Raw genomic sequence first — 13,153 nt, forward strand, 5'->3', positions numbered from 1 at the left:
CATGGGTCCGACCCGGCCACCGGCTGGTGGTCGGGTGCTGAGGGGGTGGGCTACTTCGGCCAGACGTGAGCGGTGGAGAACGCCAGCCGTGGCTCTGCGACGACCTCGGAGGTGCCGGACAGCTGCCGCATGATCGGCTGGAAGTTGAAGGCGTCGGAGCTGCCGGAGTCGATGCGCGCGTGCGCGGTCACGGTGCGGGGCTCTGCGATGCTGCCGTCGTTGCGGGAGCGGGCGTGCCGGGTCGTGGGGCCGCTCGGGTCGCCGGTGGCCGCGAACCCGATCTCGCTGCCGGCCTGGACGACGACGTAGCACTGCGCGGTGATCTCCCCGCGGAACGGGACCCCGGGCCCGAAGGGCTGACTGATCCGCACCGAGGAGTGCAGTCCTCGGGGGGAGTTCTGCTCGAGGGGGCCGCCGATGTCCGGGGCGCACAGCGTGTCGATCTGTTCCATGCCCCGGTCGGGGATCCAGGTGGGCACCCCGGAGGTGTCGAGCTCGCGCACGTAGGTGAGCTGCCCACGGCGAACCAGGGTGCCCAGTGGCGACGACGTGGGCAGCAGGGCGCCGAGAGGGAGGTTGAGGAGGGGGGCGAGCCGCGGGTAGAGGCGGCGCACTGTGGCCTGCGAGAGCGCCTCGTCGGCCTTCCGTGTGACCGCCCAGAGCGGGAGGTCTTCTACGCCGGGGGCGGATGAGTCGTAGGCCGGGAACCCGGCAGAGGTCCCGGTGACGATCGCCAAGCGGCAAGGCCCGGGCGCGTCGTTGTTGGCCGGGTCGTAGCGGACCACGACGAGATCGGTGCGAGTGCTGCCGGGGGCTTCTGGGATGACGATGCTCTCCAGCTGACCTGCGGGGATCTTGTGGGAGAACCCGGCGACGCGGGACAGCGAGTCCTGGGTGGGTGAGCCGATCAGCGCGACGTTGGAGTCGGGCGGCAGGTTGATGTTGTAGGACGTGCCGTCGAGGTCGCCGACCACGCCGGGCTCGTCGCCGAACAGGTCCCGCCACGCTGCGTCGGTGAACTGCTCGTTCACGAGGGGTGCGGACACCTGCGTCATTTCATGTGCTCCTCTGGATCGCGGTGACGGCCCGCAGAGCGCGCGCGGTCTGCTGCTGGGTTCGGGTGGCGGGCGCGTCGGGTGTGCCGATGACGACGGCGACCCGTTCGGTGGCCTGGCCCTGCTCGACGGTGACCGTGGTGGTGGCCTCGCGGATCTTGTCCGCGGCGGGGTCGAGGCCGGGCAGGTCGTAGCCGACGATGTCGCCGACCCGCACGTCCCGCCGGTACTCGAGGTCGGGGCCCAGGGTGGGTACGAAGGCGACCCGGGTGGGGCCCTTGCCGGCGTCGCGTGCCTCTTGGCCGGCGCGGGTGGCTTCGGCGAGCTTGTCGGTGGAGTCGGGGTCGACGCTCCGCTGGTCGACGAAGGTCTCGACGACCGCGGACCACAGTGCTTCGGCTGCGGTGTCGCGGAGCTCGAGGAACTCGCGGGCTGCGAGTTCCCCGCCGAGGCCGACCATGGGGCGGGTGGAGGTGGGCCGGGAGAGGTCGTAGTCCCATTCGGTGATGAGTCCGGCGGCGGTGGTGTCGGCGGTGCCGAAGCGGACGTCGTTGGACAGGTCGCGGATGGCGTCGATGGTGAGGTCGAGCCAGGCGCCGTCGACGTCTTCGGTGTGGCGGACGTTGACCCGCAGGTTCCCAGCTTCGGCCAGGGAGGTGACGAGGACGCCGAGGTTGTCGAGCCGCCCGGACACCTGGGTGGTGCCGCCGCGGCCAAGGGATGCGGGCAGCCGCAGTCGGGAGAGGCGGCGGTCGGCGAGCGCCCCGGGTCCGATGTGGCCGTTGACGTAGCCGAGGATGAGGGCTTCGACGGTGCCGGTGCGCAGGTCGTAGGCAGCGGGGAAGGTGCTGATCGCCGCGCTGAGTGCCTGGCTGGGGGTGGGGCGGACGATGCGGTCACCGAGCGGCCCGAGATCGGAGGTGAAGGCGAGGGTCATCGTCTCCACGGACCGGTTGTCGACGACGGCGCCGGACCGGTTGATGCCCGCGACCTGCCCGGAGGTGATCTGTTCGCCGTCGCGGTCGAGGATGCAGCCCATGCCCGGCTGGAACACCGAGAGTGCAGAAGCGGGGCCGGTGATCGTCCATGAGTCGGGGGGTCCGTACCGCTCGACGAGCACCAGACTGGACCAGCCCGACACGGGGTCGTAGCTGCGCGACAGGTTGGCGTTGCGTGGGTGGATCTGCCAGTCGCTCACCAGATCGACCGGTGCAGTTCTCGCCACCGGATGCGGACCCGGGTCTCCTCTGTGCCACCAGGGGCAGACACGTCGAGCACGTTCACCCCCGGGTAGAACGGGCGGAGAGTGGAGCCGCGGGCCACGCGGCCGGCGGCAAGCTGCCCGTCCATGCGGATCGACCGGGCACGCGGATCCGTGACGAGCCGCAGCGTCGAACCAGCGGGCACGCCCGTCGGGATGCTCACCGACCAGGACTGCCCACCGAAGAACGGCGGCAGCGTGGAGTCCTCCAGGCGCAATGTGCCCGTGAAGCTGTCCATCGGGCCCACGAGCTCCACGGTCGGGTACACCGGGACCTCGCTGGTCACCTGCACCCGCATGTTCTCGCCGATCACCGCGGACGAGGCGATCGCCCCGGGCCACAGCGCGTTGGTGCCGCCGACAGACCCCAGGAACGGGCCAGCACCCCCGGCGGTGGCGAACTCCACGAGCCGGTCCTTGCGGGCGGCGGCGAACGGCTGGCAGGCCGTGGCGGTCAGGCCGATCTTGCGCCAGTACACGCCGGACACGTCCCGCCCACTGGAGCCTTCCAACCCGCCCGTGTAGACGACGGTCAGTTCCCGTTCGCCCCGCGACGTGCCGCCCACGATCCGGAACTCCCCGCGGAGAGGATCGACCAGGTCGCGGATCCCGGACAGTAGGTCCAGGTGTGCGATCAGTGTCGGGGCCTGCACCAGCACCGGCACGAACACCGGCCGTTCCTGCGCCCGCACATCCTGCAGCACCGATCCGGCGACACCGGGCACGGCACTGGTGACCACGTCCATGGGTGGCATCTCCAGGCCGGTGGTGCCGGACTGTGCGCGCCAACCCGTGGCGCCGTCGAGGGGGATGGAGCGCTGCCCGTCCAGGGACTCCAGGGTCAGCTTGCGTCGCTCCTGGAAGGGGCGGACAGGCCGGACGCCGGGCCTGCTCGGCTGGATCGGTGCGCCGGGCTGATTCGGCTGATCCGGCTGATCCGGTGTTGGGGTGGGGGTTGAGGGGGCGAGGAAGTAGGTGCTCAACCCCGCCCCCTCACCATGCTGGCGCCAGTGCGTCCTGTTGCTGCTGGCGGGTGACTACGGCCCGTGCGATAGCGTCCGCCCCCAGTCCTCGTGCGTCGACTGCGATGGACGTCTGCCGGCCCGCGTGCCTGGCGACGATCGCGCCGAGGCGCTCGTAGTCCAGACCCATGCCGCCACCCATGCCGTAGCCGGGCATCGCAGCGGGTGCGGTGCCCGTCGGGTACACCGTGGCCGGTGCCTCGAAGCGGGCGATCTCCGGACCACGCTCCCCAACCAGGAAGTCCTGGCCGGGCCACACGGGGCCGCCGTTGGCGCGGGCAGCCACGTGCACGTGGTCCTCGTGGTCCGCCTGCACACCCGCGCTGTACGGGTAGGCGGCGCCGTTCTTGATGTTCGAGCGGTCGCCGCGAGGGCCGATCAGCTCAGCCAGGGTGGAGCCGTACTTGTCGTGCCACCAGCGCTTGATGTCGCGGAGCTGCGGCTTCGAGTTCCCAGGCCAACCGAAGTCGGCTGCCAGCCCACGCCCGTGATACCCGGGGTCACCCGGGCGGTAGGCCGAGGTGAGGACAGCGCCCGGGAACGCGGCCTTGCCGGTGTTCCAGATGGCCTGCCACCCGCCGCCTGCCAGCTGTCCGGCACCCAGCGCCCCGACGTTGGCGTCCATCCACGCCCGGACCTCGTCGAAGCCCTTCTGCATGGTGGCGTCACCCGCAGTGGAGATCGGCATCCTGTACGGGGCGGTGGACGACGGTCGGGGCACGTCGGCAGCAGTGACGAACCCGCCGTCGGCGTACCCGTTGTTGGCGAACTCCTCGATCCGGGCGATGCCCAACCGGGAGGTCTCCTCCTTGGTGAGCACGTACTCGCCGCGGTGCACGATGCCGGCGGGCTCCAGCTTGTCGCCGTCGCCCGTGTAGCCGCCGACGTCGTAGTTGGCGCCACCTGCCATGCCACCGCCGCGCGCGCGCAGCGTCACAGCCCGCTTGCCGAGGCCCTCGAGGAGGGGGTTGATGCCGGCGGCCAGCTCGACCCCGTACTGCGAGGCGATGCCCCGCACGGTGTCGACACCGAGACCCAGCTCAGCTGCGATGCCCTCCGCTGTGCCCTTCGCACCGGCGGCACCCACGGCGGCCATGACCCGCATCTGCGTGTCCAGCTCGGCGGCAGCATCGGACCCACCGCGGCGGGCATCCTCGGCCATGGCCGTGGCCATGCGGTTGAAGTCCTCGTCGGTGGCGCTCGCCATCGCCGCCGTCTGCGAGGCACCCTCCGCGCCCATGGCGGCGAACGCCTGCCCCACCTCCAGGCCACCGCGCTGGGTGATCCGGACGATGTTCTCCCGCCAGGCATCCTGGTCGAGGATCTGCTGCTCGAGCTCGGCGGCCCACTCGTCGAGGGAGACGGTGGCCTCGGTGACGTAGTCCTTCCACGAGTCCGAGGAGTCCTCGGTCGCGTCCGCGGTGGCCTGCGCCTGAGCCTGCTCGGCCTCGGTCTTCTCCTGCAGCTGCCCCTTGTAGAGGCTGAGCGGCTCGACGAAGGACTCGCCGACCTTCTGCAGTTCACCGCGCCAGTCCTCGATCGCCTTGGTGGCGGACTCGATCTGCTCCTCGGTCATCCTGGAGGTGTCGCCGAGGAAGGCGAGGGCGTCCGTGCCGGCGGCGACCGCGCCCGGCAGGGGAGCGAGCTGGGTGGAGAACTCGCCGGTGGCAGCAGCGACCCGCATGAACTCGGTCTGCGTGACCTGCAGGGAGCCGGCCAGGTTGATGCCGTGGGCGTCGGCGAACTCGACGACCTGCTCGCGGGTGGCCTTGTAGTGCCCGGCCAGGACGTTGATGTTCTGCCCGTACCGTTCCTCGACCTCTTCGAGCTCCGCCAGCTTGTCCTGGTACAGCTGCAGGGACTCGCGGGCGTCCTGCACCTCACCGGTGACGGGGATGAACGCCTGCTCGAACCAGTTGCGGTTCTCCTTCGACCAGGACTCGACGTGCGGGCCGAGCTCGTCGACCTTGTCGCGCAGCTCGTCGAGGGAGCTCGTGGTGTTGGCGAACATGGCTTCGTTGCCGTCGGCCTCGTCGATGGCGTCACCCATCGCGGCGATGCTCTCCCGCGCGTCGTCGCCGGCGTTGCTGAACTTGATGATCTCGGTGATGCCGTAGGTGATGGCTGCGATCGCGGCGAACGGGGCCGCAGCGGTGAGCAGCCCGAGCATGGCGGTCCGGGCGGCACGAGTGGCGATGGTGAACGTGGTCGTGGCGCCAGTCGCCATGCCCATGCCCGTGACGACGCCGGTCAGGCGCCCGGCGAGGCCCGTGAACATGGTGTCCAGGGGGCCGCGGAGGGCGGTGAACCCGACGAACGCGGCCAGCGCGATCTGCACCGGGCCCGGCAGGCCGGCGAAGAACCCGACGACGTCAGCCCCGGTCTCCACCAGGAACGTCATCATCTGCACGAGCTCGCGCAGGGCGCCCTGGGTGCCGTCGCCGATGGTGGTCATGGTGGCGTCGAAGGCGCCACCCAGCTTCTCGATGTCGCCCTTGAGGTTGTCCTGCAGGGTGGCGGCGTACTCGGAGGCGTAGCCGGCGTCGTTGACGTTGTTCGCCCACTCCTGGACCCCGGCCGAGCCCTCCTTGTAGAGCACGGAGGCGGCGCGCACGGCGTCGGACCCGAAGATGGTCTTGAGGGTGGCGTTCTGCTGCTCGACGGTCAGGCCGGCGAGGCCCTCCTTGAGCTGGCCGGCGACGGAGTCCAGGCCAACGAAGTTGCCTTGCGCGTCGTAGGCGGAGAAGCCGATGGCTTCCATCGCCTCAGCAGCAGCCACGGAGTTCGGGTTCAGGGCCTGCAGCATCGTCTTGAAGCTGGTGCCGGCGTCGGAGCCGGTGAGGCCGTTGGAGGCGAACATGGCGAGCGCCCCGGCGGTGTCCTCGATGGACAGGCCGGCCTGGTCGGCGACGAGCGCGGACTGGTTGAGGGCAGCGCCCATGTCGTGCACGGAGCCCTGCGCCTTGCCCGCGCCGGCGGCGAGGAGGTCGGCGACGTGGGACATCTGGTCGCCCTCGAGGTTGAACACCGAGAGGGCGGTGGCGCCGAGTTCGGCGGCGTCCGCGACCTCCATCTGCCCGGCCGCGGCCAGGTCGAGGGCGCCCTTGAGTCCGCCGTTGATAATGTCGGTGGTGGTGACGCCGGCCTTCGCCATCTCGGTGATGCCCTGCGCGGCCTCTTCGCCGGAGTACTTGGTGTCGGCGCCGAGGGTGATGGCGGTTTCGCGGAGGGCCTGCATGTCGGTGTCTGTGGCACCGGAGGCGGCCTGCACCTCGGACATGGCCGCACCGAACTCCGCGCCCCGGAAGGCGGCGTAGCCGAGGCCGAGACCGACGGCTCCGAGGCCGGCGGTGAGTGGCGTGAGGCTGGTGCCGAGCATCCCGTTGGAGGTGGCGAGCCCGTTGATGGCGGACTGCTGGATGCGGGCGGAGGTGCTGACAGAGGTGGCGGCCTGCGAGTGGGCGCGGGACTGCGTGGCGGCGGAGGTGCTCGCCGAGGTGGCGGCGGTGGTGTTGGCGGCGACGACGCGACCGGAGGCTGCGGCCTGCGTGGCAGCGCCCGCCGAAGCCGCGGTGGACGCCTTCCCGGCGGCAGCCGCAGAGGTGGCGGCGTTGGTCTGCTGCACCCGCGCGGAGACCGTGGAGGCGGCAGCAGCCTTCTCGTTGGCCCCGGTGACCGTGGTGTTGAACGCGGCGACGTTGGCGCCGGCCTTGCCGAGGACGGGGGACAGCAGGTCGCGACCGACGAGGACCGTCTCCAAAGTCCTGGTCGCCACCTGCCACCTCCGTCTCAGTCGTCGTCGTCCTCGGCGGTGCGGGGGCGCAGGTGCGGCATGAAGCCGGGGATGGGCCGGCCGTCCCCGTCCTTCGGGAGCGCCTGCTGGTGCTCACCGAGGAGGGCGTGCCCCCGGCAGTACGTGGTGTCGGCGACGTAGGCGTCCCGGTCGCCGCCCTGCTTGGGGTCCCACTCGTCGTGGCGGGTGCCGCAGGAGCAGGTGGCCCGGTCGTCACGCATCCAGGCGAGGGCGTAGCCGCGGGCGAGGGGGGACCACTCCGTCCAGGCGTCGTACGAGATGCCCTTCGGGACGATGTAGTCCAGCTCCTCCTTTAGCCGCGGGTCCGCCCGGAGCTGAAAACCAGGCTCGCCGTGTCGACCGCCCGCTCGTGGAGGTCCATGCAGGCGCCGACGAGGAGGTTCCACTCGGGTTCGGTCCAGGTCTCGCGGAAGCCCTGGGCGTCTTCGAGGGTGACGTCGGGGTCGACGACGCAGTGGGCGACGATGCGGGGGCCGAAGTCGGCCTGGTTCCAGCGGGCCTTGGCCTTCTCGTCGGCCCCGTCGCGGACGCGCTTGTGGTCCTCGTCGGTCGGCGGGAACTCCGCCTTCAGCGCGGCGTACGCCAGGGGCGCCATGGCCCGGATCTTGAGCTTCACGATGCCGGCGCCCTCGTCGGCGGCGGGCTCGAGCTCGTCGGCGCGGAACTGCGCTTCGTCGACGTATGCCTGGAGCTCGCTGAGGGTGACGTCGGGCTCGGAGCGGCGGCGGGCGAGGCGCAGCTGGTCCTGCGCGGCGGTGAGAAGCTGCCGGGCGTAGGCGTACTCCTCGACGGCCTCGTGGTCGAGGACGACAGAGTGGGTGCCCTCGCGGGGCTTCTTGCCCTTGAGCAGGGACAGCTTGTTGGCGGTGCCGTTCTTGGTGCTGGTCACGTGGTGCTCCTAGTCGCGTAGGGGGTGACCTCGGGTCGGCTGCGCGACCAACCGACCCGAGGCCAGATCAGGGGATGGGTCAGACCGCGGCCGGCGGCACGACGGCGTTCTGCACGGGTTCCTCGTTGACGGAGAACCCGACCATGAACTGCGCGGCGGTGGACAGGTCGATCTGGTCGTTGACGCCGAGGCAGGCCACGTCCCACACCTCGCACCGCTTGCCGGGCACGTCGCCGTAGGGCAGGTACACGATGAACAGCTGCGTGTCCTTGGCGAGGACGTCGCGGATGACGGTGGCCTCGTCGTCGTCCCAGAAGGTGATGCTCGGGTCCGAGACGGTGTCGTCGCCCGGCACGGAGGACACGAAGCGCGAGTCCAGGTCAGGGGTGGGCATCGTGGAGCCGGTGAGGCTGAACCCCGTGACGGCCGCGATGTCGGTGAGGGGGGTGCCGGCGGCCATCTCGGCGCGGGAGGGCCCGGTGAGCGGGTCGGCGACGAGGGGGCAGGCGATGAACTTGGTGGTCTTCTTGCGGTTGAACCGGGACATGGGTCAGGACTCCCTGGAGGTGGTCTTGGCCGGGGTCTCCGGCTTCGGGGTGGGGTTGTAGTGCTCGGCGAGCTCGTCACGGGTCATGGTCATGGCGGTCTCGTAGTCCAGGCCGCCGTGCTCGTTGGGGAGGGCGACGGCGTACGTCTTCCACTCGGCGGCGGTCGCCGACTTGTTCGGCTGCTCCAGCTTCGGAGCGGGCGCCGCGGCCGGGTCGGTGTCGCGGCCGGTGAGGACCCAGCCGCGGGCGGCGTAGGTGGGCAGGGTGTGCTCGGGGATCACCTGGGTGCCCTCGACACTGGGATGGCTGATCACGAAGGACACGGGGGCTCCTCAGGCGGGGGTGATGGTCAGGTAGTAGCGGGAGGGCAGGGAGAAGACGGCCGACGGCGCGGTGCCCGAGCGGTCGATGCCGGCCATGGTCCGGTCGGCGCTGCGATCGATGCACAGCCATCCGGCGGGCATCGACAGGCCGTACACCCAGCCGGCGCCGTCCCTGCCGAGCAGCCTGTCGCGCCCGACGCGGGCCGCCGCCTCGCACTGGTTGCGCCGGTTGGACACCGTGGTCAGCTGGTAGGCCACCGTCACAGTGCGCGCGTCGCCGTCCATGTCGGGAGTGACGTCGCTGGAGCCGCCGGGGATGCGGTACAGCAGGAAGTAGGGGTACGCCGGCCGCGCCGGGCTGCCCGTGTACTCCCCGTCATAGGTGTCACGGCCGGTGGACCTGATCAGCTCCACGACCGCTGTCGTGACCAGGTCCAGCGGGGCGGAGTACACCGGGGCAGTCACCGCTGCCCCCGCGCGATCGGGCGGTTCACCATCGGATGGCCTGCGCGGCGGCCCGGTCCATCGCCGCGACGAACAGCGGCTCGATCGCGTCACTGGCCGGACCCATGTGCGGATACGGCGGCTGGTTGTAGTCGCGGCCGAGGGAGTCCGTGCCCACGAACCCCCACTCGAGGCGGTGGGCTTGCGGTTCGTCGGTGCCGACGGAGCGGGCGATCTCCTCGGGCCCGTCGCCGTCGACGGGCTCGACGTCCCAGGAGGCCAGGTACTCGCCGGTCAGGTCCTCGGGGCCCGGTCGGCCGGTGGCGTTGGCCCGTACGGCGGCGACCAGCGCTTCAGCGGTGGTGTCGACCACGGTCTCGATGACGAGCGGGGTGCGGGCGGCGGCGGCCTGCAGCTCGGCGATCAGGCCGGAGGCTCCGTTGACCCGCCAGTCGTTGCGGACACCCATGAAGACCCCCGGAGCAGGTAGCGGCGGTAGGTGGCGTACGTGCGTTCCTCTTCGCCGAGGACGACGAAGACGTCGCCGACCAGACCCGGGGAGAACGCCGCGGCGGTGACGGTTACCAGGTCCCCAGGGCGCAGAGCTGCCCGATGCGGCAGCTTCACGGTCCGCTGGTTCGGCACACCGGACTGGTCGTCGATCGTGCGGTTGCTCAGCAGCGCTTGCGACGGATCGGCGATGGTGCACGGCCCGTCGTAGACCGCGGCAGCGGGGACGGCCGGGACGTAGCCGTCCGAGTCGAGCACCGGCGTGGGAGGCAGGTCAGCCGGTCGGGTGACCGTGCACCAGTCGGCCATCTGCCGCTCCACCTCGGCAGTGAGCACCGCCATCCCCGCGGCGTAGGGGCTGGTCACCGCCAGCCCAACCGGTAGGGCACGGAGAACGACAGGTGCGGCTCGGCGCCCGCGGCCGCCGGCGACTCGCCGGTGAGCGTCTCCAGCTCGGTGGCCGACACGTACAGCTCACCGGTGGACACCGTGTTGTCCCGCGTGAAGGAGGCCTCATCGGAGCCGAACTGCCGGATGCCGTCGGGGTTGCGGAGCACCCGGAGCACCATCGCCTTGACGACGGCCTTGATGGTTGCGGGCAGCAGCAGCTCTGCCTCCACCCGCCGGGTCATCGCGGGCTGGTGCGGGCCGAGGAGCCCCCATGCGTCGTCGAGGAGGTCCTGGACGGTCACCTTCTCCAGGTCGGTGAGGGGGCGGAACCGCGCCTCGATGTCCGTGACCTGCACCGGGTTGTCCACGATTCCGCCCCCTCCCGTCACTTCTCGGAGCTGCGGGCGTCGACCAGGGCGACGATGGCGTCCCGGTCGGCGTCCGCGGGGACCTCGACGCCGAGGCCCTCCGCGTAGGTGCGCCACACGTCCTTGCCCGAGCCCGGACCGCCGCGGGGCGGCTCCTCCGGCGTCTCCGGCTCGTCGGCTGGCAGGTCGGACTCGCCCTGCCAGGCCACCGGGTTGGTGATCCTGGCCTTCAGCGCGGGCGTCTCTTCCGTCCCCGCCGGCAGGGTCTCCCCACCGACGATCACGGTCAGCGCCAGGACCCGGGCCATCAGGCGGCCAGCCCGGACACCGTGACCATCACGTCGGTGTCCTGGATGACCGGCAGGCCGATCGCGGCGCCCTTGACCGCGCGCTGCACCGGGTTGTCCTGGCCGAGGGTCACGATCGTGAGCCCGGCGGCCTGCTCGGCGGTCAGGACGCGGTTCTCGACCTGCTGGACCGCCTCCTGGGTGACGCCGAGCTCGGTACGGCCGATCGGCACGTCCTCCGGCGGCAGGAAGGTCAGCCCACCCTCGGGGAACACCCGCTGGCGGGTGCCCTCGTACGTGGTCAGCGTCCGGTCGTAGGTGACGAGCGGCGGCAGGTTCCGCAGCGCGAGCTCCCCGGCGACGGTGGCGGCGCCGATGGGCTGCTGCGGGTACTTCCGGCGCAGGTGGAGGCCGAGCAGGCTGACCACCTTCCGGGTCGTCAGCATGACGCCGGCGTCGCTGCCGGCCGCGACGCCGTACACGGAGTGCCAGGCCTCGAGCTCCTCGAACGGGTCACCGTCGTAGCCGACCGCGTCCCAGGCGACCGGGGCAGCGAACTTCTGACTGTCCGGGACGCCGAAGTCGACCGGACGCACGTTGCCGTCCTCCAGCTGGAGGGTGACGACGCCGGTCGACAGGGCCTGGCCGCGCATCTGCTCGAACGTGTTGTCCACGGCGAGCGCGACGCGGCGGGCGGCGACGGCCACCGAGGGCGCCAGGTCCACGCTGACGCCGGCGAGCCGGCGGGCGCGGGTCAGGTCGTCCTCGGTCAGGTACTCGATCGGGGTGACCGCGGGCAGGTCACCGCGGACGTCGATCACGCCGGGCCGACGGATCGGGGTGGCCGGCGCGTCGAGCGCACGGACGGGCACCACCTGGTCGAGCCGCTGCGAGCGGCCCAGCCGGTAGGACACGTCCTGCACGTTCACGTTGGGCAGGAAGCGGGCGAGGGTGTTGCGGGCGTCCCGCTGCTCGCGGGCCGCGAGGATGACGGCCTGGAGGTCGGGGACGAGGTCGACGATCTGCATGGTGGCTGGTCTCCCCGGCTCAGATGAAGGAGACGGCGGTCAGCGCCGTCTTGAAGGCGGCCGGGGCGGATCCCCCCGGCAGGAGGCGCTCGGTGATGGTCCCGGCGTGGAACACGCCCTCGAGGTACCGGCCGCCGGCCTGCACCTTGAGCTCGTTGATGAGGAAGCCGTCGGGCGTGGAGTCCGCGGTGGCCGCGGGGGCCCCGAGGCTGGTCGTGTTCACCTTGGCGATCGGCGTGCCCGAGGGCACGACACCGGTGGGGAACGCGGCGAGCATCGCGTCGCCGTCGATCAGGCGGCCGTGGTTCTCGGACTTGAGGAGGTCACGGGCCCAGATGGGCTGGGTGCTGCTGTACGTGTTGCGGGTGGGCGCGAAGTCGGCCACGGTGCTGCCTCTCTGGTCAGAACGGAATGGGTCGGCGTCGCGCCGGGGTGCTGCGGTACTACTGGCTGGGCTGGCCGTCGTTCATCAGCGCCAGCTGCGCCTTGACGCGGTCCGCGAGCGAGGCGGCGCCGCCTCCGCCACCGCCGATCAGGGAGCCGTCCGGCGCACGACGCCGGTGGTCCACGGCCTTGCCCAGGTACGGCTTGCGCCCGAGGAGCTCTCCAAGGGCGGTGTCCACCTTCGCGGTGTCGACGCGCCCCTGGTCGTCGATCAGGGTGGTCAGGTCCAGCTGGCTGACGGCGTCGCCGGCGTCGTGGAACCGTTCACCGGCCGCGCGGGTCACGGCGTCGCGCACCTTCTGCGCGGCCTCGGTGGCCTCGCGCTGCTCGTCGCGCTCCCGGTACGGGGCCATCGCGGCCTCGATGCCGAGCCGGATCTGCTCCGCGACGTCCACCTGGTCGCCGGTGGCGGTCTTCGTCGCGTCCGTCTTCGGGGGGTCCTGCTTGGTGCTGGCCTTCGCCGCGGCCAGCGCCTGCTCTGCGGCGGTGCGGGCCTGCGCGGCCTCGTCGCGGGCGCGCTCGGCGGAGGAGCGGGCTTCCCGCTCCCGGACGATCGCGGCCTTGCCCGGGTCGCCCAGCGCGTTCCACGCGTCCTCGGGGACGCCGTCCGGCCGCTTGCTGATGTCCGGGGCGTCGTCGGCGGCGCCGAGGATCGGCCAGATCGCACGGCCGTTCTTACGGAAGCCGATGGGGCGCAGCGGGTCGCCGGTGCGCGGGTGGGAGCAGGGGAGGGAACCTGCGGACATCGCGTCTCCTTGCTGGGGCCCCGT

Annotated in this window: 16 protein-coding genes; all 16 read right to left on the reverse strand. The window is 71.6% G+C overall.

What is annotated here, in order from left to right; all coding sequences use genetic code 11:
* Positions 1 to 50 precede the first annotated feature (50 nt).
* The 16 genes from O2V61_RS06800 to O2V61_RS06875 all read right to left on the reverse strand — a co-directional run bounded on the left by O2V61_RS06800 (position 51) and on the right by O2V61_RS06875 (position 13,129).
* Complete coding sequence (locus tag O2V61_RS06800) at positions 51 to 1,055, reverse strand: hypothetical protein (protein WP_269182544.1); 1,005 nt, start codon at positions 1,053 to 1,055, stop codon at positions 51 to 53.
* Position 1,056: 1 nt separating this feature from the next.
* The gene (locus tag O2V61_RS06805; RefSeq protein ID WP_269182545.1) at positions 1,057 to 2,253 is read right to left on the reverse strand and encodes a Gp37-like protein; all 1,197 of its coding nucleotides are present in this window, start codon (positions 2,251 to 2,253) and stop codon (positions 1,057 to 1,059) included.
* Positions 2,250 to 3,062, reverse strand: a complete 813-nt coding sequence (locus O2V61_RS06810; protein WP_269182546.1) for a hypothetical protein — start codon at positions 3,060 to 3,062, stop codon at positions 2,250 to 2,252. Before O2V61_RS06810 ends, O2V61_RS06805 begins: the two co-directional genes overlap by 4 nt.
* Before the next feature lie 247 nt (positions 3,063 to 3,309).
* A complete protein-coding gene (locus O2V61_RS06815; protein WP_442929166.1) occupies positions 3,310 to 7,113 on the reverse strand; it encodes a phage tail tape measure protein in 3,804 nt (1,267 codons plus the stop codon).
* Between the two features lie 14 nt (positions 7,114 to 7,127).
* Positions 7,128 to 7,352: a hypothetical protein gene (locus O2V61_RS06820; protein ID WP_269182547.1), complete on the reverse strand. Its 225-nt coding sequence runs from the start codon at positions 7,350 to 7,352 to the stop codon at positions 7,128 to 7,130.
* Positions 7,353 to 7,444: 92 nt separating this feature from the next.
* On the reverse strand, positions 7,445 to 8,041 hold the full coding sequence (locus O2V61_RS06825; RefSeq protein WP_269182548.1) for a hypothetical protein: 597 nt from the start codon (positions 8,039 to 8,041) through the stop codon (positions 7,445 to 7,447).
* A gap of 79 nt (positions 8,042 to 8,120) precedes the next feature.
* Positions 8,121 to 8,588, reverse strand: coding sequence for a phage tail tube protein (locus tag O2V61_RS06830; RefSeq protein WP_269182549.1), 468 nt, complete (start codon positions 8,586 to 8,588; stop codon positions 8,121 to 8,123).
* Between the two features lie 3 nt (positions 8,589 to 8,591).
* Complete coding sequence (locus tag O2V61_RS06835) at positions 8,592 to 8,912, reverse strand: hypothetical protein (protein ID WP_269182550.1); 321 nt, start codon at positions 8,910 to 8,912, stop codon at positions 8,592 to 8,594.
* 9 nt (positions 8,913 to 8,921) lie between these two features.
* Positions 8,922 to 9,377 carry a hypothetical protein gene (locus tag O2V61_RS06840; protein ID WP_269182551.1) on the reverse strand — a complete coding sequence of 152 codons (456 nt, stop codon included), beginning with the start codon at positions 9,375 to 9,377 and terminating at the stop codon, positions 8,922 to 8,924.
* 25 nt (positions 9,378 to 9,402) lie between these two features.
* On the reverse strand, positions 9,403 to 9,825 hold the full coding sequence (locus O2V61_RS06845; RefSeq protein ID WP_269182552.1) for a hypothetical protein: 423 nt from the start codon (positions 9,823 to 9,825) through the stop codon (positions 9,403 to 9,405).
* Positions 9,780 to 10,232: a DUF6093 family protein gene (locus O2V61_RS06850; protein ID WP_269182553.1), complete on the reverse strand. Its 453-nt coding sequence runs from the start codon at positions 10,230 to 10,232 to the stop codon at positions 9,780 to 9,782. The genes O2V61_RS06845 and O2V61_RS06850 overlap by 46 nt, the downstream gene beginning before the upstream one ends.
* Positions 10,229 to 10,624, reverse strand: a complete 396-nt coding sequence (locus O2V61_RS06855) for a hypothetical protein (RefSeq protein ID WP_269182554.1) — start codon at positions 10,622 to 10,624, stop codon at positions 10,229 to 10,231. The genes O2V61_RS06850 and O2V61_RS06855 overlap by 4 nt, the downstream gene beginning before the upstream one ends.
* A 17-nt stretch (positions 10,625 to 10,641) precedes the next feature.
* Positions 10,642 to 10,932, reverse strand: a complete 291-nt coding sequence (locus O2V61_RS06860; RefSeq protein WP_269182555.1) for a hypothetical protein — start codon at positions 10,930 to 10,932, stop codon at positions 10,642 to 10,644.
* Entirely contained in the window at positions 10,932 to 11,939 is a 1,008-nt protein-coding gene (locus tag O2V61_RS06865) for a major capsid protein (RefSeq protein ID WP_269182556.1), read from the reverse strand. The genes O2V61_RS06860 and O2V61_RS06865 overlap by 1 nt, the downstream gene beginning before the upstream one ends.
* A gap of 19 nt (positions 11,940 to 11,958) precedes the next feature.
* Complete coding sequence (locus tag O2V61_RS06870) at positions 11,959 to 12,324, reverse strand: hypothetical protein (protein ID WP_269182557.1); 366 nt, start codon at positions 12,322 to 12,324, stop codon at positions 11,959 to 11,961.
* A 58-nt stretch (positions 12,325 to 12,382) separates the two neighbouring features.
* Positions 12,383 to 13,129, reverse strand: a complete 747-nt coding sequence (locus tag O2V61_RS06875; protein WP_269182558.1) for a hypothetical protein — start codon at positions 13,127 to 13,129, stop codon at positions 12,383 to 12,385.
* Positions 13,130 to 13,153: the final 24 nt, after the last annotated feature.

Source organism: Modestobacter sp. VKM Ac-2985, from assembly GCF_026967925.1.
GTDB lineage: Bacteria > Actinomycetota > Actinomycetes > Mycobacteriales > Geodermatophilaceae > Modestobacter.

Coding starts and splice junctions, on each gene's coding strand:
- O2V61_RS06875 (WP_269182558.1), bottom strand. CDS start 13,129: ATGTCCGCAGGTTCCCTCCCCTGCTCCCACCCGCGCACCGGCGACCCG.
- O2V61_RS06845 (WP_269182552.1), bottom strand. CDS start 9,825: ATGGGTGTCCGCAACGACTGGCGGGTCAACGGAGCCTCCGGCCTGATC.
- O2V61_RS06820 (WP_269182547.1), bottom strand. CDS start 7,352: ATGCGTGACGACCGGGCCACCTGCTCCTGCGGCACCCGCCACGACGAG.
- O2V61_RS06830 (WP_269182549.1), bottom strand. CDS start 8,588: ATGTCCCGGTTCAACCGCAAGAAGACCACCAAGTTCATCGCCTGCCCC.
- O2V61_RS06800 (WP_269182544.1), bottom strand. CDS start 1,055: ATGACGCAGGTGTCCGCACCCCTCGTGAACGAGCAGTTCACCGACGCA.
- O2V61_RS06810 (WP_269182546.1), bottom strand. CDS start 3,062: ATGGACGTGGTCACCAGTGCCGTGCCCGGTGTCGCCGGATCGGTGCTG.
- O2V61_RS06865 (WP_269182556.1), bottom strand. CDS start 11,939: ATGCAGATCGTCGACCTCGTCCCCGACCTCCAGGCCGTCATCCTCGCG.
- O2V61_RS06860 (WP_269182555.1), bottom strand. CDS start 10,932: ATGGCCCGGGTCCTGGCGCTGACCGTGATCGTCGGTGGGGAGACCCTG.